We start from the raw sequence: 20,920 nt of genomic DNA, 5'->3' as shown, positions 1-20,920 counted from the left end.
CCGCCGTCCGGGCCCGCGCTTCTGCCCGCGCCGGGGGCCTGCGGGCCTCCCAGGTGACCGGCGGGCATCTGTGGAGATCCCACAGGAGGCCGCTCGTCCCCCTGTCGCTGCCCCATTCCCTGAATCGGGCAGCGCGCATATAGCTTTCACAGTGACAGACACGAGCCGCCTTCCTCGTCACGCACGCGGCAGCGCGGAGATCGCAGAAAGGGTGGTCCCACCTTGAGCCGCTCGGTACTGGTCACGGGAGGCAACCGCGGCATCGGCCTCGCCATTGCGCGCGCCTTCGCCGACGCGGGGGACGACGTCGCCGTCACCTACCGTACGGGCGAGCCCCCGAAGGAACTCACGGACCTCGGCTGCCTCGCGGTCAGGTGCGACATCACCGATCCCGAACAGGTGGAGAGGGCCTACAAGGAGATCGAGGAGAAGCAGGGCCCGGTGCAGGTGCTCGTCGCCAACGCCGGTGTCACGCGGGACCAGTTGCTGCTGCGGATGTCCGAAGAGGACTTCAGCGCCGTGCTGGACACCAACCTCACCGGCACCTTCCGCGTGGTCAAACGCGCGACGAAGCGGATGCTGCGGGCACGCACCGGCCGCATCGTGCTGATCTCCTCCGTCGTCGGGCTGCTCGGCTCGGCGGGGCAGGCCAACTACGCCGCCTCCAAGGCCGGTCTGGTCGGGTTCGCCCGGTCGATCGCCCGTGAGCTGGGCTCTCGTAACATCACCTGCAACGTGATCGCGCCGGGCTTCGTCGACACCGACATGACGAAGGCACTCAGCGAAGAGCAGCGCGCGAACATCGTCGAGCAGGTGCCGCTGGGGCGCTACGCCCAGCCGGAGGAGGTCGCCTCCTCCGTCCGTTTCCTCGCCTCCGACGAGGCCGCGTACATCACCGGAGCCGTCATTCCTGTCGACGGCGGATTGGGCATGGGCCACTGAGAATGAGCGGAATCCTCGCAGGCAAGCGCATCCTCGTCACCGGCGTGCTGACCGACGGGTCGATCGCCTTCCACGCGGCGAAAGTCGCGCAGGAGGAGGGAGCGGAGGTCGTTCTCACGGGCTTCGGCCGGATGTCCCTGGTGCAGCGGATCGCCAAGCGCCTCCCGAAGGAGGCTCCGGTCATCGAGCTGGACGTGACGAACCAGGAGCACCTGGACTCCCTCGCGGAGCGGGTGGACGAGCATCTGGGCGAGGGGGCCGGGCTGGACGGGATCGTCCACTCCATCGCTTTCGGCCCGCAGGGCGCGTTCAACTTCCTCGAGGCGAGCTGGGAGGACGTCGGCACGGCCGTCCACGTCTCGGCCTACTCGCTCAAGTCCCTCACGACGGCCTGCCTTCCGCTGATGCCGCGCGGGGGCTCGGTCGTCGGCCTGACCTTCGACGCGCAGATCGCCTGGCCGAAGTACGACTGGATGGGCGTGGCCAAGGCGGCCCTGGAGTCCACCAACCGCTACCTCGCCCGCGACCTGGGCGCCCGGAACGTGCGCTGCAACCTCGTCTCGGCGGGCCCCATCAAGTCGATGGCGGCCAAGTCCATCCCGGGCTTCGAGGAGTTGGCGGACGTGTGGAACCACCGGGCCCCGATCGGCTGGGACCTGACCGACCCGGACCCGGCCGGCCGAGGCGTCGTCGGACTGCTCTCGGACTTCTTCCCGAAGACCACGGGCGAGATCGTCCACGTCGACGGCGGCGTGCACATGATGGGCGCCTGACGGAGGAATCCCGGGGAACCCGCAGGCACGCCGCGGCGGTTCAGGAGCGTCGCGCGTCACTCCCCGGAGTCTCCCGGGACTTCGTGCCCCGCGCGGCCTTCGGGCCCTGCCGGTCGCTCGAATTCCCCGTACCGCAGCGCCATTCCTGCGTGTGGGAGGCGGCCTCCCGGGAGGCCGCCTCCTCGTCGCGCGCCCGGATCGCCTCGATCAGGCGCGCGTGGTCCATGTGCGACTCGGGATGCAGGTCCTCTCCGATGTCGAGCCGCAGGAAGTCGCGCATCACTTCGCCGAGGTCCGCGTAGAGCGCCGTCAGCACGTCGTTGTGCGACGCGTTGAGCACGCCCAGATGCAGCGAGGCGTCGGCTTCGACGAAGCGCTCCGCATCCCCTGACTTCCAGGCGGCCTCGCGCCGCTCCAGCAGCGCGTCCAGCTGCGCCATGTCGTGCTCGGTGCGCCGCAGCGCCGCCAGCCGTGCCCCCGAGGTCTCCAACGCGGCGCGCATCTCCGCGACATGGCGGGGATCGGCGTCGGCGAAGCGGCGGTGCATGACCCCGGCCAGCTCGCTCGTCGCGACGACGTACGTCCCGGAGCCCTGCCTGATGTCCAGCAGTCCGTTGTGGGCGAGCGCGCGCACCGCTTCACGGACGGTGTTGCGCGCCACCCCCAGCTCCTCCACCAGCTCGGGCTCCGTGGGGATCCGGGTGCCCACTGGCCACTCGCCCGAGGTGATCTGCGTGCGCAGCGCCGCGATCACCTGGTCGGCGAGGGCGGAACGCTGCGGTGAGGACAGGGTCATCTGATAACTCCCAGAGGGAATCGGCGCTTCGCCGAGCCGGTTCGTCACGACGGGTTCTCCGGCAGGAGGGGACGCGTTAGAGTCTATTCATCCCATGATTCTATGATGGGAGTCATGGTAATGACGGAAGACGGACTGAACCACTCCGGCCGGAAGGCGAAAGCCGGGGCCTCCCCTGCTCCTTCACGCGGTACGCCCCGCCCCGGACTCCCGGGCACGGCCTCCGCGGGCGCGCCGCGCTGGGCGGTCCGCCTGGTCGCGGTGGGACTCGTCCTCGCAGCGCTCAACCTCCGTCCCGCCATCTCCGCCCTCGGACCGCTGCTGAAGGAAGTACGCAGCGACCTGGGCATGAGCGGCACCGTGGCCGGCCTGCTGACGTCCGTCCCCGCACTTTGCTTCGCCGTCTTCGGCAGCCTCGCCCCCCGCCTCGCCAGGCGCCGCGGCCCCGTCCCGGTGGTACTGGCAGGCATGGTGGCGATCACCGCCGGCCTGGCGCTGCGGCCGCTGGCCGGCGGCACCGCGGCCTTCCTCGCGGCGAGCGCCCTCGCCCTCGCCGGCATCGCGGTGAGCAACGTGCTGATGCCGGTCGTCGTCAAGCGCTGGTTCCCCGGCCGGGTCGGCGCGATGACGGGCCTGTACTCGATGGGCCTGGCGCTCGGCACGTCCTGCGCGGCAGCCGTCACGGTTCCCATGACCTCGGCGCTGGGCGGCAGTTGGCGCGCAGGCCTCGGCGCGTGGGCCCTGCTGGGGGTACTGGCGGCGCTGCCGTGGATCGCGGTTCTCAAGGACCCGGTCAGCCGGCGGGCGGAGCCGGCCGGCAGCGCTGAGGCCAGGGCGGAGGGAGGCGCCCCGGAGGGTGCTTTCCCCGCGCCGGGCTCCCGGAAGGAGAACGTACGCATACGCATCGGGACCTCGCCCACCGCCTGGGCGCTCGGCGTCTTCTTCGGCCTCCAGGCGTCCGCCGCGTACATCATCATGGGGTGGCTGCCGCAGATCTTCCGTGACGCCGGGATCTCCGCCTCGTCCGCGGGCCTGATGCTCGCCGTCACGATGGGCATGGGCGTCCCGCTAGCCTTCGTCGTCCCGCGCCTGGCGGCCCGCATGCGGCACCAGGGCCCGCTCGTGGTGGCTCTCGGCCTGTGCGGCCTCACCGGATACGCCGGGCTGTGGCTCGCCCCGGCAGGGGGTGCCTGGCTGTGGGCGCTGCTGCTGGGGATCGCCAACTGCGCCTTCCCCGTTGCCCTTACGATGATCAGCCTCCGTTCGCGCTCCAGCGCGGGCGTGGTCAAGCTCTCCGCCTTCGCGCAGAGCACCGGCTACCTGCTCTCCATACCGGGCCCGCTGCTCGTCGGGGCCCTCCGCGACGCCGCCGGCGGCTGGCACGCGCCGCTGCTGCTGATGACCGGACTGCTGCTCGCGCAGACGGTGACGGGCGTACTGGCGGGACGGGACCGCGTGATCGAGGACGGGCGGTAGGTGGGACACTGACCGCATGCCTGTCCTTGAACCCCGTCCGGAGAACGGCCAGAAGAAGCTGCTCCTGATCCTCGCCCTGATCTTCGGAATCATGCTCCTCATCGGGATCGTCGCGACCCTCGTGGCCCCCTGATCCGGGAGGCCGCCCCGGGGATGGTGGTGCTGACCCCACCACCCCTAGGGGGGCCGAGTCAGGGAGAACTGGGTGGATCACCGGATGGGTTGCCCGCTCCCGCTTCCGTAGCGTCGTCTCACACCGCCGGCGATCCACGGAACCAGGAGGGCGAGCCCATGACCACGGCCCGAGCCCGCAGCCACCGCTCCGCGTCACAGGCACCGTCCGTGCGGCAGCACTCACCGCCCCCGGCGCGACGCACCCGGCTTCCGTGGTGGGCGCCTGTACTGCCGGTGCTCGCCTTCGCGTTGCTGCTGGCGCTGCTGCTGGGCGGCGGCGAGGCCGACGCGGCTCAGCAGCAGCCGGGAGGCGAGCTCATCGCCGCCGTCCTGGAGCGCGTTGCACAGGTGCTGCTGGGCTGACGAACGGGAGACGTCAGCCCTCCGCATCCTTCTGAGCTCCGTCAACACCCTCCGCCCCGCACCCCGTTTCGTGCGAAGCTGGGGAACATGAGCGTCGATGTGCCCCGCAGTATCGTCCTTGTCCGGCATGCAAAGGCCGACTGGCCGGACGTGGCAGACCATGAGCGTCCCCTCGCGGACCGCGGCCGCAAGGACGCCCCGGCCGTCGGGGAGTGGCTCGCCACGCACGGCATCGCCCCCGGACTGACCCTCTGCTCGACCGCCGTCCGCACGCGCGAGACCTGGAAACTGGCCGCCCACCACCTGCCACAACGCCCGAAGACCGTCTACGAGGAGCGTCTGTACGAGGCCTCGCCCGGCGAGATCATCGCCGTGCTCAACGACATGTCCGAGGAGGTCCACGACCTGCTCGTCGTCGGGCACAACCCGGGGATCCAGGGCGTGGCCGAGGCCCTCACCGGAGACGCCAAGGGCGACACCCTGGAGCGCATGACCCGTAACGGCTTCCCCACCTCGACGGTCGCCGTGCTCCGCTTCGACGGCTCCTGGAAGGGCCTCGAGCCCGGTGTCGCCACGCTCACCGACTACTGGGAGCCGCACGAGCCGCCGGAGTAGCCCCGTACCGAGGCGTCTGGTGGTGCCCCCGGCCGTGCGGCGCCCGGGGGCACCGTGCGTTCGTCCGTGCGCTTCGCCGCCTGCGGCAGGCGGCGGCCGCGAATTCGCGCTTCGAGATCAGGAGTTGAGCCGACCGGCACCCGGCGGTCTCAGGCCGTGCCGTGGCCGCGCCCCTCGTCCCCGCCCTCCCGCACCGTGGCGCCGTCCTGGGCTGTCTCGTCCTCTCCGGTGCAGTCCGCGGCCTCGACCTCTTCCCGGGTCACCCCGAGCAGATACAGGACGGTGTCCAGGAACGGGACGTTCACGGCGGTGTGTGCGGCCTCGCGCACCACGGGCTTGGCGTTGAAGGCGACCCCGAGCCCGGCGGCGTTGAGCATGCCGAGGTCGTTGGCGCCGTCACCGATCGCGACGGTCTGCGCGAGCGGTACTCCCGCCTCGGAGGCGAAGCGGCGCAGCAGCCGCGCCTTGCCCTCCCGGTCCACGATGTCGCCGGTGACGCGGCCCGTGAGCTTGCCGTCCGCGACCTCCAGGGTGTTGGCGGCGGCGAAGTCGAGACCCAGTTCCTCCTGGAGCGCGTCCGTGACCTGCGTGAACCCGCCGGAGACGATGCCCACTTGGTAGCCGAGACGCTTGAGGGTGCGCACGAGGGTGCGCGCGCCGGGCGTGAGCCGCACGTCCTTGCGCACCTTGTCCACGACGGAGGCGTCGAGCCCTTCGAGCAGCGCCACACGCGCGTGCAGGGACTCCTCGAAGTCCAGTTCGCCGCGCATGGCGCGGGCGGTCACCTCCGCGACCTCGTCCTCGCAGCCGGCGTGCGCCGCGAAGAGTTCGATGACCTCGTCCTGGATCAGCGTGGAGTCGACGTCCATGACGACGAGCCGCTGTGCCCTGCGCTGGAGCCCGGAGGCGACGACGGCGATGTCGACGCCGTGCCTGGACGCCTCCAGCGCGAGCGCCGTGCGCAGCATGGGTGTCTCGGCGCCGGACACGTCGAACTCCACTGCCGTGACCGGGTACTTGGCGAGCCGGAAGATGCGGTCGATGTTGCCGCCGGTCGCGGTGATGCTGGCGGCGATGGCGGCGGTCGAGCCGGCGGTGAGCGGCCGGCCGAGCACCGTCACGTGCGAACGGCCCGTGCCGCGCGGCTGGTTGTCGCCCGTGCCGGAGATGATCTCGGCCTCGAGGCCCATCGTCTCGGCCCAGCCGTGCACGGTGGCCCTCAGTTCGCCTTCGCCGGCCGTACCGTGCGCGGCGGGCGGCTCCTGGGACGCTCCGGGGGCGGTGACCAGGGCGCAGAGCGTGATGCGGCCACGTGTCACCAGCTGTTCGATGTCGACGACCTCCACGGCGAAGGCGGCGAGGGTCTCGAACAGTCCGGCGGTGATGCCGGGCCGGTCCCTTCCGAAGATCTTCACCAGGAGGGTGGGGGTATCGGCGTACGAGGGCGGCGTGCCCGGCGATGTGGTCATGGTGTCTCAACCGTATCGCTGCGGGGCGCGGGGGGCCCTGCGGGGGCTTGCGCCCCCGACCGGTCCTGCCGCGGGGCTCCCCGTACTACTCGCCGGCCCCGGCGAGCGGCCCTCGTGCCCGCCCGGTACGGGACCGTCCCGGGCCTGTCACAGCCGACGTGGGGTTGTGACATGGGGCGACTTCCTGTCCAGGGCCCGGGCCTGAAATAGTTCCACACGATGTTCGCCATCCCTAGGCTCCCGGCGCAGGGAGTCACTCGGGGGACAACTTTGTGGGGCATGGAGTGCCGGAACTCGTACTGGAATTGAACGGCAGGACCTGGACACTCGAACCGTCCAGACCGTATCGCGTGGGACGCGATCCGCAGGGGGATGTGGTGGTCGACGACGCCAGGGTCTCCTGGCGGCACGCCACCATCAGGTGGGGCGGTCACAGCTGGGTCATCGAGGACCAGGGCAGCACCAACGGCTCGTACGTACAGGGCCGGCGCATCCAGCAGACGGAGCTCCGGCCCGGCATGAGCGTACGCCTGGGCAACGCCACCGACGGGCCGAAACTCGATCTCTCCGGCAGCGGGGCGGCGCAGGCCCCCGGCGGCGATCTCCAGGGCGCGCGGACGTCTGCGCCGGGTCCGCAGGGGCAGGGGAGCAGGCTTCCCCAGGCCCCGCAGGCGGGGGCCGTGCAGGCACCGCCCCAGCAGCAACCGCCGCATCCTCAGCAGGCGCAGCAACCGCATGCCCAGCAACCGCAGGCCTGGCACCAGCCGCAGCCCCAGCAGAACCCCGGCTGGCAGCAGCCCTATCCGCACCAGCAGCCCGGAGTGCCACCGCAGCAGGGCCACCAGGGCGGTCCCGCGCACCCTCAGCCGCAGCAGGGACGGATACCGCAGCACGACGCGCCGCGCCGGATCACGCAGCCTCCGGGGCCGGGCGGCGACCGCAGCCCCACCACGTTCCATCAACTCTCCCAGGGCAGGGTGATGCGGATCGGCCGTGCTCTGGAGAACGAACTGGTCGTCTCCGACCTCCAGGTCTCCCGTCACCACGCCGAGTTCCGCGCCTCGCCGGAGGGCCGCTTCGAGATCCACGACCTGGGCTCGCACAACGGCACGTATGTCAACGGCCAGCCGCTGCCCAAGTCGGGTTCGACGGTGATCACTCCGCAGGACACCGTCGGCGTCGGCCACTCCACGTTCAGGCTGGTCGGCGACCGGCTCGAGGAGTTCGTGGACACCGGCGAGGTCACCTTCTCAGCCCGCCACCTCACGGTGAAGGTCGACAACGGCAAGGTGATCCTGGACAACGTCACCTTCGGCGTCCCGGAAAAGTCGCTCATCGGCGTCATCGGGCCGTCCGGCTCCGGCAAGTCGACGCTGCTGCGTGCGCTGACCGGCTACCGCCCCGCCGACGTCGGCGAGGTCCTCTACGACAACCGGAACCTCTACCAGCACTTCGCCGAACTGCGGCAGCGCATCGGCCTGGTCCCGCAGGACGACATCCTGCACAAGGAGCTGAGGGTCCGCACGGCGCTGCGCTACGCGGCCCGGCTGCGCTTCCCCGGCGACGTCGCCGAGGCCGAGCGCAACGCCCGCGTCGAGGAGGTGCTCGCCGAGCTCAAACTGGACGTCCACGCGGACAAGAAGGTCACCTCCCTCTCCGGCGGCCAGCGCAAGCGCGTCTCGGTCGCCCTGGAACTGCTGACCAAGCCGTCGCTGATCTTCCTGGACGAACCCACCTCCGGGCTCGACCCGGGCATGGACCGCGACGTGATGCAGCTGCTGCGCGGACTCGCCGACGACGGCCGCACGGTGCTCGTGGTCACTCACTCCGTGGCCGAACTGGGCCTGTGCGACAAGCTGCTGGTGATGGCCCCCGGCGGCGGCGTCGCCTACTTCGGGCCCCCCGAGGAGGCGCTGAACTTCTTCGGGTACGGCACCTGGGCCGATGTCTTCTCGGCGTTCGAGAACTACCGCGACTACGACTGGATGGGCCGCTGGCACGGATCGCAGCACTACCAGATGTACGCCGCGGACCTCGACTCCGTCAGCCCGCAGCAGGCCCCGCACGTGCAGCCGCCGCCGGCCCGGACGCAGAAGCCGCAGAGCTGGGGGTCGCAGTTCTGGACGCTTGTGCGCCGCTACGTCTCGGTCGTCGCCTCCGACAAGGGCTTCCTCGCGCTCACGGTGATCCTTCCCGTCGTCCTGGGCGGTGTCAGCACTCTGATCCCCAGCGACTTCGGGCTGGGTTACGGACCGCTGAAGAGCGGCAGAACCAACCGCGACGCCGGCACGATCATGCTCATCATCGCCGTCGGAATGTGTTTCTCCGGCGCCGCCAACTCCGTGCGTGAGCTGATCAAGGAGCGGGTCATCTATGAGCGCGAACGGGCCACCGGCCTGTCGCGGTCCGCGTATCTGATGAGCAAGGTCCTCGTGCTCGGGCTCGTCACCGCCGTCCAGGGCGTGATCATCTCAGCCATCGGGTTCGCGCCGCGCGAACTGCCCGCGGAAGGCGTCATCGGGGAGAGCCTCCCTGCCGTCGAGATGACGCTCGCCGTGATCGTTCTCGGCTTCACCTCGATGATGTTCGGCCTGATCATCTCGGCGCTGGTGAAGACGGCCGAGAAGACCATGCCCCTGCTGGTCATGTTCGCCATCGTCCAAGTGGTCTTCACCGGAGTGCTCTTCCAGCTCTTCGACACCCCGGGCGTGGGCCAGCTGTCCTGGCTGATGCCGTCCCGCTGGGCCGTGGCCGCGATGGGCGCGACGGCCGACATGAACACGCTGCTGCCGTGGGAGAAGGGCAACCCCGATCCGCTGTGGGAGCACACAGCCGGTACCTACGTGCTGGACATGACCGTCCTGCTGGGACTCGGCATCGCCCTCGTCTTCGTCGTGGCGAAGCTGCTGCGCCGTCACGAGCCGGAGGTCATGCGCAAGTAGCGGCCGAGCGTCCCGCGCATGCGGACCGGAACGGACGACGCACCACGGAGGCGGCGGCATCAGGAGATGATGCCGCCGCCTCCGGCGTCTGCGCCCGTCACGAGCCGGGGCGGTCCCCCGGGCCCGTGCGGCCGCTGCTCAGTACCAGTTGTTGGACTGCCAGAAGGACCACGCGCCGCAGGGGCTGCCGTAGCGGTCCTTCATGTAGCCCAGGCCCCACTTGATCTGTGTGGCGGCGTTGTTGCGCCAGTCGGGACCGGCGGAGGCCATCTTGGAGCCGGGCAGCGCCTGTACGAGCCCGTACGCTCCGCTCGGGTTCTGCGCGTGCACGTCCCAGCCGCTCTCCCGCTCGACGATCTGCGAGAAGCACTGGAACTGTGACTCGTCGCCGATGAGCTGCCGGGCGATCTGCTTCGGGGATCCCGAGGGGGAGGTGGTCTTGCTGCGCTCCGCGGAGCGGCTCGCCGCCAGTTCGCGCTCACGCTCGCGGTCGGCCTTCACGGCCGCCTCGTGCCGTGCCTTCGCCCGGGCTTCGGCCTTCTTGCGGGCCTCGGCCTTGGCGTCGGCGCGTGCGCGGTCGTCGGCGGCGGAGGTCTGCGCGTCGATGCTCGCCTTCTGCTCGGCCGGGCTGTCCGCGGCGGCCTGAAGTGCGACCGGCTTGGCCGCCATCTCCGATCCGGCGGTGACGCTCCCGCTGCTCTTCTGACCCGGCACGACGGTGAAGGCGAATGCGGTGACACCGACGGCTGCGGCTCCGGTCGCCGCAGAGATCTTGTGCAGACGGGAAAGCCTGCCGTGGCGTTCGGAATTGGGAACGCTCATGGGGAGGAAACCTCTTCCAGTTCGCGGACCGCAGCGACGGTGGCCGCTGCGGCGGCAGTCATTCTCAGCTGCCGTCAGTCACCGGGCAAAAATCACCATTACTAACCTTGGTAGTGGATTTGGAACGGAGTCGATGCCTTGACGAGCCTGCGCTGCACGTCCGATCAGTGGACAGCTTCTACTAAGTAAGGTCGTACGTGATCTGGGTCCTATGCGACGACTCACACCGCACACCCGGTACTTGTACGCAGTGTGTAGGTGCGATAAACGCAGGGTCACACAGCTGGACCCCGGTCCTAGGTCTCCGGACCCCCGCCCGAGTCCCGCCCCGGCCCGATCCGCAGAGGCTTCCGCGCCGGTACCGTGGCGGCATGCTCCGCAGCTCAGGGCTCGCCGCGGTGAGCGCCGCGATCCTCTCCATGAACAGGCAACTCGAGGTGCGCGACGTCCTGCAGACGATCGTCTCCTCGGCTCGTGAGCTGCTGGACGCGGAGTACGCGGCCCTGGGCGTGCCCGACGACCACGGCGGCTTCGCGCAGTTCGTCGTGGACGGCGTCACGGACGAACAGTGGAAGTCCATCGGACCGCTGCCCCGGCAGCACGGCATCCTCGCCGCGATGCTCCAGGAGGCCACGCCCCAGCGGCTCACCGACGTACGCAACGACCCGCGCTTCGGGGGCTGGCCCCGCGCACACCCGGAACTCGCCGACTTCCTCGGGATGCCCGTCGCCGACGGCGAGGAGGTGCTGGGCGCGCTCTTCCTCGCCAACAAGAGGTGCACGCCCTCCTCAGGCAGCGCCCCCGATGAGCGGGAGCCCGGCCCCGGCGGGGAGGAACCGGCGACGGATGGGGGAGCGGAGCCGGTACGCGGCTGCGCCTTCACCGAGGAGGACGAGCGACTCCTGCGCCTCCTCGCCCAGCACGCCGCCATCGCGCTCACCAACGCCAGCCTCTACGAGCGCAGCCGCGAACTGACCATCGCGGGCGAGCGTGCCCGCATCGGCCACGACCTGCACGACGCCGTGGCCCAGAAGCTCTTCTCCCTCCGTCTCACGGCGCAGGCCGCCACGGCGCTCGTCGACCGCGATCCGGCCCGGGCCAAGAGCGAACTTCACGAGATCGACCGGCTCGCCGCCGACGCCTCCGAGGAACTGCGCGCGGCCGTCGTGGAACTGCGTCCCGCGGCCCTCGACGACGACGGGCTCGTGGCCACGCTCCGCACGCAGACGCAGGTGCTCGACCGCGCGCACACCGCCGAGGTCGCGTTCGGCACCGAGGGGACCGTGCGGGCCCTGCCCGCGGCCCAGGAAGAAGCCCTGCTGCGCGTCGCCCAGGAGGCCCTGCACAACGCGCTGCGCCACGCGTCCGCCTCGCATGTCGCAGTCACCCTCACCTACGGCGCGGCCGGGGCGCGGCTGCGCGTCGCCGACGACGGCCGCGGCTTCGACCCGCAGGCCGTGCGGAAGGCGGGACGCCACCTCGGCCTGGTGTCCATGCGCGACAGGGCGAGCGGCGTCCGCGGAACCCTGACCGTCGAGTCGGAGCCCGGCAAGGGAGCGGTCGTGGAGCTGGAGGTGCCCGGTGGCTGATCCGATCCGGGTCCTGATCGTCGACGACCACCAGGTCGTGCGGCGCGGACTTCGCACCTTCCTGGAGGTGCAGGACGACATCGAGGTCGTCGGCGAGGCGGGCGACGGCGACGAAGGGGTCGCGCGCGCCGAGGAGTTGGGCCCCGACGTCGTCCTCATGGACGTGAAGATGCCCGGCACCGACGGCATCGGGGCACTGAAGGAACTGCGCAGGCTGCACAACCCCGCGCGGGTCCTCGTCGTCACCAGCTTCACGGAACAGCGCACCGTCGTCCCCGCGCTGCGCGCAGGAGCGGCCGGCTACGTCTACAAGGACGTCGACCCCGACGCCCTCGCCGGGGCCATCCGCTCCGTACACGCCGGCCACGTGCTTCTGCAGCCCGAGGTCGCGGGAGCGCTGCTCTCGGACGAGCCGGGCGGCGGCTCCGGAGCCGGGCGGGGGTCCGTCCTCACCGAACGGGAGCGCGAGGTGCTGGAGCTGATCGCCGACGGGCGATCGAACCGGGAGATCGCCCGTGCCCTGGTGCTCTCGGAGAAGACGGTCAAGACGCATGTGTCGAACATCCTGATGAAGCTCGACCTCGCCGACCGTACGCAGGCCGCCCTGTGGGCGGTGCGCCACGGGCTGACGGGCTGACGGGCCGGGCCCGGCGGCTGACGAGGCGGCGGGCCGAACCGCCGGCACCCTGTGGTGGCGCAGCGGTCGCCCCGGCCCCGTCACCCCGGGGCTTCTCCGGCCGGCGGCGTCACGACTCCCACGAACGCTTCCGTTCGAGCTCCTCCGCGTAGGCGTTGTACGCCGCAACCTGCGCACGCCTCGCGGTCCGCTCCACCGGCCGCAGAGCCTCCGCGCGGGCCGCGATCTGCGAGGCGCTGACCGCGCCGCCGTGTTCACGGCCGTCGCCGCCGCTGCCGCCGTGCCCGGCTCCGCTCTCCTCCCCGCAGGCGATGGCCACGAGCGCCCGCACCCGTTGTGCCAGCTCCAGCACCCGCACCGCACGCGGCGGATACCCCGGTGCCAGAAGCTGCCTCCCGGCTTCCATGCGCGCCCGGTAGCTCTCCAGCGCGGCGTTCGCCACCGGACCCGAACCGGCCACGTCCAGCTGCGTGAGCACCTCGGTCGCCTCGCGCATCGCCTCGGCCAGTTCGCGCTCGGCCTCGCTCAGGGAGGGCACGTCGGCGGGCGGCGCATCCCGTACGGACAGGCAGTGCCACGTCACCTCCGCGTGCACGTCACCCTCCGGCCCCGCCTCGTAAAGTTCGGGCACCAGCCCGACGCCCGCGTCCGGCGCGATCACTGCCTCACCCGCCTCCAGCGCCCGGGAGTTGAACTCCGGCGGCCCGCTCAGCCCCAGCGGATGCCCCGGCACGGGCAGTGCGACCCGCAGCCCCCGTGCCCCCATGGACCGAAGGCGCCCGAGGGCGAGAGTCAGTCCCACGGACTCCGGCTCGGAATCCGCGTACGGAGCCGGTGAAGCGGGAAGCCCCTTCACGCGGTGCACCACGTCGTCGCCGACGATCCGCTGGGCGGCCTCATCCGGCGAGATGAGTGCGGCAAGCAGAGCGTTTCCCCAAGCGGCCAGGCGTCCCGAACGAGGTTCATCGAGCATGACCCCAGCCTAGGGAACGGACCCTCGAACGCGTGGCGTAAGTTTGGCTGGGGACTCTGCTCACAAGGCACGGGTAACGGCGACTGCATTGGGAGACAACGCGCTCATGAGCGAAGTACTGGAGCTGGTGGACGTATCAGTGGTCCGCGACGGCCACGCTCTGCTGGACGATGTCTCCTGGTCGGTCAAGGAAGGCGAACGGTGGGTCATCCTCGGCCCCAACGGCGCGGGCAAGACCACCCTGCTCAACCTCGCCTCCAGCTACCTCTTCCCCAGCAAGGGCACGGCCACGGTCCTCGGTGACAGGCTCGGCGCGGTCGACGTCTTCGAGCTCCGCCCCCGCATCGGCATGGCCGGCATCGCCATGGCGGACAAGCTGCCCGGCTCCCAGTCCGTGCTGCGGACGGTTCTCACGGCCGCGTACGGGATGACCGCGCACTGGCAGGAGGAGTACGAGGACGTGGACGAGGAACGCGCACGCGCCTTTCTCGACCGGCTCGGCATGACCGAGTACCTCGACCGCAGGTTCGGCACCCTCTCCGAGGGCGAACGCAAGCGGACCCTCATCGCCCGGGCCATGATGACCGACCCGGAGCTGCTCCTCCTGGACGAGCCGGCGGCAGGGCTCGACCTCGGCGGCCGCGAGGACCTCGTGCGGAGACTGGGCAGGCTCGCGCGCGATCCGTACGCGCCGTCGATGGTGATGGTCACCCATCACGTCGAGGAGATCGCCCCGGGCTTCACCCACGTCCTGATGATCCGTCAGGGACAGGTGCTGGCCGCCGGACCGCTCGAGACGGAGCTCAACTCCCGTAATCTGTCGCGCTGTTTCGGGCTGCCTCTCGTCGTCGAGAAGCGGGGGGACCGCTGGACCGCTCAGGGTCTGCCCCTGAGCTGACCGCGCGCCTACCATGGTCGTGTGGATGCATGGATCTGGTGGCTGATAGCCGCCGTTGGGCTGGGAATCCCTCTCGTCATCACCGCAATGCCCGAATTCGGCATGCTCGCGGTGGGCGCCGTCGCCGGAGCAGTCACGGCCGGACTGGGCGGCGGGATGGTGGCGCAGGTCCTCGTTTTCGCCGTCGTCTCGACCGCTCTGATCCTCGTCGTGCAGCCGGTGGCCCGCCGCTCCCGCAGGCAGAACCCGAAACTCAGCAGCGGCATCGACGCGTTGAGGGGGCGTCAGGCGACGGTGCTGGAGCGGGTCGACGGGCAGGGCGGCAGGATCAAACTCGCCGGCGAGGTCTGGTCGGCACGCGCGCTGGACTCCGGCGAGGTCTACGAGCCGGGCTCACTGGTCGACGTGGTGGAGATCGACGGGGCCACGGCGGTCGTGATGGGATGAGCGGAAGCAGCTAACCTCAACAACCGTGAGTACACGGCGACTTGCGGTGGGACAATCGCTGTCGGTCCTGGTGACCTCACATTCAGAGACATACACGCAGGGGGGCGGATGGACGCCATCATCATTGTCCTGATCATCCTGGTGGTGCTGGTCTTCATCGCACTCATCAAGACGATCCAGGTCATTCCGCAGGCGAGCGCCGCCATCGTCGAGCGCTTCGGCCGCTACACCCGCACTCTCAACGCGGGCCTGAACATCGTGGTCCCCTTCATCGACACGGTCCGCAACAGGGTCGACCTGCGCGAACAGGTCGTGCCGTTCCCCCCGCAGCCCGTCATCACCCAGGACAACCTGGTCGTCAACATCGACACGGTCATCTATTACCAGGTCACCGACGCCCGTGCGGCCACGTACGAGGTGGCCAGCTACATCCAGGCGATCGAGCAGCTCACGGTCACCACGCTGCGCAACATCATCGGCGGGATGGACCTGGAGCGGACCCTCACCTCCCGCGAGGAGATCAACGCCGCACTGCGCGGAGTGCTCGACGAGGCCACCGGCAAGTGGGGCATCCGCGTCAACCGCGTCGAGCTGAAGGCCATCGAGCCCCCGACCTCCATCCAGGACTCGATGGAGAAGCAGATGCGCGCCGACCGCGACAAGCGCGCGGCGATCCTCCAGGCCGAAGGCGTGCGGCAGTCGGCGATCCTGACCGCCGAGGGCGAGAAGCAGTCCTCGATCCTGCGGGCCGAGGGTGAAGCCCGCTCCGCCGCGCTGCGCGCCGAAGGCGAGGCGCAGGCCATCCGCACCGTCTTCGAGTCCATCCATGCCGGTGACCCGGACCAGAAGCTGCTCTCGTACCAGTACCTGCAGATGCTCCCGAAGATCGCCGAGGGCGACGCGAACAAGCTCTGGATCGTCCCCAGCGAGATCGGCGACGCCCTCAAGGGACTCGGTGGTGCGCTGGACGGATTCAAGCCCGGTGGCGGCAACGGCGGCGCAGCCGCCGGCGGCGGAGGTTCGGCCGCGAGCATGGTGAAGCCGCCCAGGGAGAGCCCGAAGCTGGACTGAGCCCCGGAGGAAGACGTCGGGAGCCCCTCCGGCATGATCAGTGTGTACGGCACTGATCTCGAAGGGGCTTCGCGTGACGATCTGGGAGGCGGTTGCTGTCTGCGCCGCGGGCCTCGGGGCGGGTGCCCTCAACACCGTCGTGGGCTCGGGCACCCTGATCACTTTCCCGGTGCTGCTCGCCGTCGGCCTCCCGCCCGTCACCGCCAACGTCTCGAACGCACTGGGGCTCGTCCCCGGGTCGGTCAGCGGCGCCATCGGCTACAGACGCGAACTGCGCGGACAGGGGCGGCGCGTGCTCGTGCTCGGTGGTGTGGCATTCGCCGGCGCGATGACGGGAGCCGCCCTGCTGATCGCCCTGCCCTCCAGCGCCTTCGACACGGCCGTCCCCGCGCTCATCGGTGCCGCAGTGCTCCTCGTGGTCCTCCAGCCGTGGCTGTCCCGCCTCGCCGAGCGCCACCGCGAGAAGCGAGGCACGACGGCGCGCCCGAACGGGGGAGTCCCGCTGTCGACGGGAATGCTGTTCGCCAGCGCATACGGCGGCTACTTCGGCGCCGCCCAGGGCATCGTCTATCTCGCCCTGATGGGGCTCTTCCTCGACGAGGGCCTGCAGCGGATCAACGCCGTGAAGAACGTCCTCGGCGCCCTCGTCAACGGCACGGCCGCCGCCTTCTTCCTCTTCGTCGCCGACTTCGACTGGACGGCCGTTCTGCTCATCGCCGCGGGCAGCGCGGTCGGCGGCCAGTTCGGCGCCCTTGCGGGACGCAGACTGCCGCCGATCGCGTTTCGCGGGATCGTCGTCGTCATCGGGACGGCGGCGATCATTCAGCAATTCCTGCGCTGAGAACCGGAGTTCGTCCTCCGGCCGGCACCACGCCGCGGCCGCCTGCGCCTGCGCTCCCGGCCGTCTCAGACGTGGCCGCCGCCCACCGCCCGCCGCAGTTCAGGCCGTGGCGGGCAGAGCGGGCGCGGAGACGTGCGCACCGGGCACCGCGAGCCAGTCCGGCAGCCCCTCACCGTCCCCGAGGCCGAGGGCGAGCAGCAGCGCGTCGGCCGGAGTCGGCTCGAAGGGCTTCACCGCGAGAGCCATCCCGGCCTGGGCGGGCGTGCGGTCCGCCTTCCGGTTGTTGTCCGCCGCGCAGGCGGCGACGGTGTTCAGCCAGGTGTCGCCGCCGCCCTGGGAGCGGGGCACCACGTGGTCGACCGTGGTCGCGCGGCGCCCGCAGTACGCACACCGGTGCCTGTCCCGTACGAGCACCCCGCGCCGGGACCACGACGCCCGTTGTCGGAACGGCACCCGCACGTATCTGCGGAGTCTGATCACCTGCGGAACGGGAAGGTCGATGTTCGCCGCCCGCACCCGGAGGCCGGGGTGGGCGTGCTCCACGACGGCCTTGTCCTGCATGACCAGTACGACCGCACGGCGCAGAGACACCGTGGACAGCGGCTCGAAGCCGGCATTCAGGATGAGCGTCGCGCGCATCCCCTCCACCTCCCGTTTCCCTCCCGCCCCTGCGGCGGTGCCCCCACTCTGCCGCCGTGACAATTCCCGGACAACGCAATTTCCGCCCGCCGTACGGGAGTCGACGACGAGCCGGCGATATGGCGAAAGGGAAACGAAGAATGCGACCGGGCAGAATCCCGGGGCGCGGAGAATGCGGCGGGAACGCCATCGGTGAACGGCCTGACAGGCCGGCGAACGGCAGCCCAAGGGCAGTCGGCGCGGTCGCCGACCCCCGGCCGAGCTCCGGCGGACGACCGGCGCAGACACAAGCGCCCCGCCGTCCCCGCACTGCGGTGCCGACTGCCCGCCACCACAGTGCAACCCGGGAACGGCGGGGCGCAAAGGATTTTCAGTCCTGCGTCCCGGCCCTTTCCTCTGCGGTCAGCCTCCGACCTCCTCGTGGAGACCGATCAATTGGGCCCGCCCGATCGCCTTGAAGCGCAGATTGAATCCGACGAAGGCGGGAGAGGCGTCACCGTCCGGGCCGAGCTTCTCGTCCTGGACGGCGTAGACCGTGAAGACATAGCGGTGCGGGCCGTCCCCGGGCGGCGGGGCGGCCCCGCCGAAGTCCCGGGTGCCGAAGTCGTTCCGTACGTGCACCGCCCCCTCGGGCATCCCCTTCATGTCACCGCTGCCGGCCCCGGCAGGCAGCTCCGTCACGGAGACGGGGATGTCGAAGACGGACCAGTGCCAGAAGCCGCTGCCCGTGGGGGCGTCCGGGTCGAAGCACGTCACGGCGAAGCTCCGGGTGTCCGGAGGGAAGCCCTCCCAGCGCAGATGGGGCGAGGTGTTCCCCTCCGAATAGAGCTGGTCCGGCCGCAGCCGCCCGCCCTCCGAGACGTCCTCGCTGACCACCTCGAAAGAGGCGACGGGCGGATGGAAGTCGTGCGGGAGCGGCGGTTGCTTCTGCTCGGTCACGTCGGTACCTCCTGATGGCACGAAATCGGTGCACCGGCCAGCCTAACCAGCCCCTGTCGTGGTCTTTGTCACCATGGACCCCACGACGAGACCTCGAAGCGGTGGTGCGACGATGACCAGTCCCGTGGAACTGCCCGAACTGCCCGAACTGCCCGACGGCGGGCTGCCGGGACTGTTCGACGGCACCGTGCCTCCCGGTGTCTACCGTTGCGATTCCGTCGGCCCGCACGTCCTGATGCAGGCCGACGCCTCGAACTGGACCGGAGCGGTGATCGACCTCAGCGACGTCACCGACAAGGCCGAGTTCATGAACCGGTGTGCCACCGGCCTCGAACTTCCCGGCTGGTTCGGGCACAACTGGGACGCGCTCGCCGACTCCCTCACCGACCTCTCCTGGTGGGGAGAGACCGAGGGATACGTACTGATGACCGCGGGATGGCCCGGCTTCGAACAGGCCGATCCCAAGGCAGCCGCCACCGCCGTGAACGTCTTCACGGCGGCGGTCGGCTACTGGTCGGTGCGGGACGCACCGCTCTCGGTGCTCCTCGGCTGACTCCCGCCCGTCCGCCGGCGGGCTTCGGGAGCTGCCACGGACTCACAGCCAGTTGCGGCGCCCTCCGACCTCCGTGAGCCACTGGTTGATGAATGCCGTCCAGTCCGTCTGGTGGAAGTCGGTGAGGTCCACCTGGAACGCCCGGAACGAGTCGCTGCCGCCGGTGAAGATGCCCGGTGTCTTGTCCATCTCCATGACCACGTCCATCTGGCGACCGTCCGCCACGAACGACAGCTCGACCTGCGACAGCCCCCGGTACTGCTGCGGCGCCAGGAACTCGATCTCCTGGTAGAAGGGCAGCTGCTGCCGCGTACCCCGGATCCGCCCCTTCTCCATGTCGGCCGACTTGAAGCGGAAGCCCAGCGTCCCGAAGGAGTCGAGGATCGCCTGCTGCGCGGGGAGCGCGTGGACGTTCACGGGGTCGAGGTCCGTGGAGTCGACTGCCTGAGCGATGGCGAGTTCCGTGGAAACCCCGATGTGCATCCCCGTCAGCTGCTGCCCCATGAACATCGTGATCGGTGTCTCCCAGGGCACGCCGAGCTGGAAGGGGACGGTGTGCCGTGCGCCTTCCTTCAGATCGAGAGCACCCCCGAGCTGCTGCCTGCCGAACTCGATGTTCTGCTTCAGCTCACCGTCGTTCGTCTCCACCTCGACCTTCGCCATGAGACCGACGGACAGGCTCTGGATCTGCTGGTCGACGGACCCCGCCTCGATGTGCACCTCGCCCTGTACGACACCACCGGGCACCACGTTCGGCTCGTGCAGCACGGTGTCCACCGACGCACTCCCGACCCCCAGGCTCGCGAACAGCTTCTTGAAACCCATCTCTTCCAGTCCCTCCCAGGCGCTTCCTGCGCGTCTCTTCTGCTCACTCGTGGCGTACTCGGCACTCGGCTACCAGTACGCCCGGCGACGGCCGGCGGTTCCGGCATCAGGGCAGGATGATCGAGGACCGGCTGGAAGCACAGCCCTCCTGCTCGTTACCCTCTGTCGGCATGATCACCGGCGGAGACCGTACGCGAAGGCAGGACGGCAGCAGCACCCCGCTGCCCCGTTCGTTCTTCGACCGTCCCGTGCTCGAGGTCGCACCCGAGCTCCTGGGCCGGCACCTCGTCCGCACCGCGCCGGACGGACGGATCGTTCTGCGTATCACGGAAGTGGAGGCCTACGCGGGGGAGGCGGATCCCGGCTCGCACGCCTACAGAGGCCGGACCCGGCGCAACGCCTCGATGTTCGGGCCCCCTGGGCATGCCTACGTCTACTTCATCTACGGCATGTGGTTCAGCCTCAACCTCGTCTGCGGAGCCGAGGGCCACGCGAGCGGTGTGCTGATCCGTGCCGGCGAGATCCTTACGGGCGGGGAGCATGCGTGGAAGCGACGTCCGAAGGCACGCAAGGACACGGAACTCGCCAAGGGACCGGCGCGTCTGGCAACGGCCCTGGACGTGGACCGAACGCTGAACGGCACGGACGTCTGCGCCCCGGAAGAGCGCGCCCCGCTGCGCGTTCTGGCTGGTGAGGCGGCCGGCGCGGAAGAGATACGGAGTGGCCCGCGAACAGGCGTGGGGGGTGCCGGGGCGGTACATCCGTGGCGCTACTGGATCGACAGGGACCCCACGGTGAGCCCCTACCGGCCACATCAACCCCGGCGCCGTCAGAGGTCACTTGACTCCGGAGGCCGGAAGACCTAACGTTGACCGAGTCGCTGAAAACGATCGGCGGTAGCCACGGCCTCGAAGCCGAGGAAACCCATCGGAAGCGACCAACACTACCTACGATTTCCCCAACGGGGTTCGCTTTTGGTGCGCCAAAAATGAACCGCAAGCTCCGATTAGGGGCGGGCGAGGAAATCCGCTAAAGTAGTGACACCGAGAGGGAAGCGCCCGGAGCGGCCTGTGAGGGTTGTGATGGAAGCGTCCGTTCTTTGAGAACTCAACAGCGTGCCAAAAGTCAACGCCAGA

General features: G+C 70.1%; 22 protein-coding genes. 15 read left to right on the top strand and 7 right to left on the bottom strand.

All coding sequences use genetic code 11. The features are described 5' to 3' along the window. Window positions 1–222 precede the first annotated feature (222 nt). Complete coding sequence (gene fabG / locus H180DRAFT_RS08095) at window positions 223–942, top strand: 3-oxoacyl-[acyl-carrier-protein] reductase (protein WP_055485328.1); 720 nt, start codon at window positions 223–225, stop codon at window positions 940–942. A gap of 2 nt (window positions 943–944) precedes the next feature. Further along, the gene (gene fabI / locus H180DRAFT_RS08090; RefSeq protein ID WP_055485327.1) at window positions 945–1,715 is read left to right on the top strand and encodes an enoyl-ACP reductase FabI; all 771 of its coding nucleotides are present in this window, start codon (window positions 945–947) and stop codon (window positions 1,713–1,715) included. Between the two features lie 40 nt (window positions 1,716–1,755). Here the strand turns inward: fabI and H180DRAFT_RS08085 are convergent, their stop codons facing one another. Continuing rightward, complete coding sequence (locus H180DRAFT_RS08085; RefSeq protein WP_079099941.1) at window positions 1,756–2,511, bottom strand: FadR/GntR family transcriptional regulator; 756 nt, start codon at window positions 2,509–2,511, stop codon at window positions 1,756–1,758. 114 nt (window positions 2,512–2,625) lie between these two features. On the opposite strand from H180DRAFT_RS08085, the gene H180DRAFT_RS08080 reads away from it, so the two are divergent. From H180DRAFT_RS08080 to H180DRAFT_RS08070, 4 genes are all read left to right on the top strand, one after another. Continuing rightward, entirely contained in the window at window positions 2,626–3,987 is a 1,362-nt protein-coding gene (locus tag H180DRAFT_RS08080) for a CynX/NimT family MFS transporter (protein ID WP_175437738.1), read from the top strand. Between the two features lie 16 nt (window positions 3,988–4,003). Continuing rightward, window positions 4,004–4,120 carry an SGM_5486 family transporter-associated protein gene (locus tag H180DRAFT_RS30335; protein ID WP_254665931.1) on the top strand — a complete coding sequence of 39 codons (117 nt, stop codon included), beginning with the start codon at window positions 4,004–4,006 and terminating at the stop codon, window positions 4,118–4,120. Window positions 4,121–4,278: 158 nt separating this feature from the next. Continuing rightward, window positions 4,279–4,524 (top strand): hypothetical protein, encoded by a 246-nt coding sequence (locus H180DRAFT_RS08075; RefSeq protein WP_254665930.1) that lies wholly within the window; start codon window positions 4,279–4,281, stop codon window positions 4,522–4,524. Window positions 4,525–4,611: 87 nt separating this feature from the next. After that, window positions 4,612–5,139, top strand: a complete 528-nt coding sequence (locus tag H180DRAFT_RS08070; RefSeq protein WP_055485326.1) for a SixA phosphatase family protein — start codon at window positions 4,612–4,614, stop codon at window positions 5,137–5,139. 149 nt (window positions 5,140–5,288) lie between these two features. On the opposite strand, the gene serB is transcribed toward H180DRAFT_RS08070, so the two are convergent. After that, window positions 5,289–6,608: a phosphoserine phosphatase SerB gene (serB, locus tag H180DRAFT_RS08065; protein WP_079099939.1), complete on the bottom strand. Its 1,320-nt coding sequence runs from the start codon at window positions 6,606–6,608 to the stop codon at window positions 5,289–5,291. 284 nt (window positions 6,609–6,892) lie between these two features. Here serB and H180DRAFT_RS08060 point away from each other — a divergent pair, with 284 nt between their 5' ends. Further along, on the top strand, window positions 6,893–9,550 hold the full coding sequence (locus tag H180DRAFT_RS08060) for an ABC transporter ATP-binding protein/permease (RefSeq protein WP_055485325.1): 2,658 nt from the start codon (window positions 6,893–6,895) through the stop codon (window positions 9,548–9,550). Window positions 9,551–9,688: 138 nt separating this feature from the next. On the opposite strand, the gene H180DRAFT_RS08055 is transcribed toward H180DRAFT_RS08060, so the two are convergent. Then, a complete protein-coding gene (locus H180DRAFT_RS08055) occupies window positions 9,689–10,372 on the bottom strand; it encodes an aggregation-promoting factor C-terminal-like domain-containing protein (protein ID WP_079099938.1) in 684 nt (227 codons plus the stop codon). A 371-nt stretch (window positions 10,373–10,743) separates the two neighbouring features. On the opposite strand from H180DRAFT_RS08055, the gene H180DRAFT_RS08050 reads away from it, so the two are divergent. Both H180DRAFT_RS08050 and H180DRAFT_RS08045 read left to right on the top strand, forming a co-directional pair. Next, entirely contained in the window at window positions 10,744–11,961 is a 1,218-nt protein-coding gene (locus H180DRAFT_RS08050; protein ID WP_055485324.1) for a GAF domain-containing sensor histidine kinase, read from the top strand. After that, window positions 11,954–12,598, top strand: a complete 645-nt coding sequence (locus H180DRAFT_RS08045; RefSeq protein WP_055485323.1) for a response regulator — start codon at window positions 11,954–11,956, stop codon at window positions 12,596–12,598. The genes H180DRAFT_RS08050 and H180DRAFT_RS08045 overlap by 8 nt, the downstream gene beginning before the upstream one ends. A 109-nt stretch (window positions 12,599–12,707) precedes the next feature. Here H180DRAFT_RS08045 and H180DRAFT_RS08040 read toward each other — a convergent pair whose 3' ends face one another. Further along, window positions 12,708–13,571: a hypothetical protein gene (locus H180DRAFT_RS08040; protein WP_055485322.1), complete on the bottom strand. Its 864-nt coding sequence runs from the start codon at window positions 13,569–13,571 to the stop codon at window positions 12,708–12,710. Between the two features lie 106 nt (window positions 13,572–13,677). On the opposite strand from H180DRAFT_RS08040, the gene H180DRAFT_RS08035 reads away from it, so the two are divergent. From H180DRAFT_RS08035 to H180DRAFT_RS08020, 4 genes are all read left to right on the top strand, one after another. After that, window positions 13,678–14,469, top strand: coding sequence for an ABC transporter ATP-binding protein (locus H180DRAFT_RS08035; RefSeq protein WP_055485589.1), 792 nt, complete (start codon window positions 13,678–13,680; stop codon window positions 14,467–14,469). Between the two features lie 21 nt (window positions 14,470–14,490). Next, the gene (locus H180DRAFT_RS08030) at window positions 14,491–14,916 is read left to right on the top strand and encodes an NfeD family protein (protein ID WP_055485321.1); all 426 of its coding nucleotides are present in this window, start codon (window positions 14,491–14,493) and stop codon (window positions 14,914–14,916) included. Between the two features lie 108 nt (window positions 14,917–15,024). Continuing rightward, entirely contained in the window at window positions 15,025–15,987 is a 963-nt protein-coding gene (locus H180DRAFT_RS08025) for an SPFH domain-containing protein (protein WP_055485320.1), read from the top strand. 73 nt (window positions 15,988–16,060) lie between these two features. Further along, window positions 16,061–16,828 carry a sulfite exporter TauE/SafE family protein gene (locus H180DRAFT_RS08020; protein ID WP_079099974.1) on the top strand — a complete coding sequence of 256 codons (768 nt, stop codon included), beginning with the start codon at window positions 16,061–16,063 and terminating at the stop codon, window positions 16,826–16,828. 99 nt (window positions 16,829–16,927) lie between these two features. Here H180DRAFT_RS08020 and H180DRAFT_RS08015 read toward each other — a convergent pair whose 3' ends face one another. Together H180DRAFT_RS08015 and H180DRAFT_RS08010 are read right to left on the bottom strand one after the other, a co-directional pair. Next, entirely contained in the window at window positions 16,928–17,467 is a 540-nt protein-coding gene (locus H180DRAFT_RS08015; RefSeq protein WP_055485587.1) for an HNH endonuclease, read from the bottom strand. 402 nt (window positions 17,468–17,869) lie between these two features. Further along, window positions 17,870–18,406 (bottom strand): YbhB/YbcL family Raf kinase inhibitor-like protein, encoded by a 537-nt coding sequence (locus tag H180DRAFT_RS08010; protein WP_055485319.1) that lies wholly within the window; start codon window positions 18,404–18,406, stop codon window positions 17,870–17,872. 112 nt (window positions 18,407–18,518) lie between these two features. On the opposite strand from H180DRAFT_RS08010, the gene H180DRAFT_RS08005 reads away from it, so the two are divergent. Next, window positions 18,519–18,959, top strand: a complete 441-nt coding sequence (locus H180DRAFT_RS08005; protein WP_055485318.1) for a barstar family protein — start codon at window positions 18,519–18,521, stop codon at window positions 18,957–18,959. Window positions 18,960–19,001: 42 nt separating this feature from the next. On the opposite strand, the gene H180DRAFT_RS08000 is transcribed toward H180DRAFT_RS08005, so the two are convergent. Next, window positions 19,002–19,784 (bottom strand): sporulation protein, encoded by a 783-nt coding sequence (locus tag H180DRAFT_RS08000; protein WP_055485317.1) that lies wholly within the window; start codon window positions 19,782–19,784, stop codon window positions 19,002–19,004. A gap of 170 nt (window positions 19,785–19,954) precedes the next feature. Between H180DRAFT_RS08000 and H180DRAFT_RS07995 the strand changes: the two genes are divergently transcribed. Next, complete coding sequence (locus H180DRAFT_RS07995; protein ID WP_055485316.1) at window positions 19,955–20,650, top strand: DNA-3-methyladenine glycosylase; 696 nt, start codon at window positions 19,955–19,957, stop codon at window positions 20,648–20,650. The last annotated feature ends 270 nt before the right edge of the window (window positions 20,651–20,920 follow it).

Source organism: Streptomyces sp. WMMB 322, from assembly GCF_900090145.1.
GTDB lineage: Bacteria > Actinomycetota > Actinomycetes > Streptomycetales > Streptomycetaceae > Streptomyces.
Note: the sequence above shows the minus strand (reverse complement) of the source record. Positions and strands in the feature narration are given on the sequence as shown.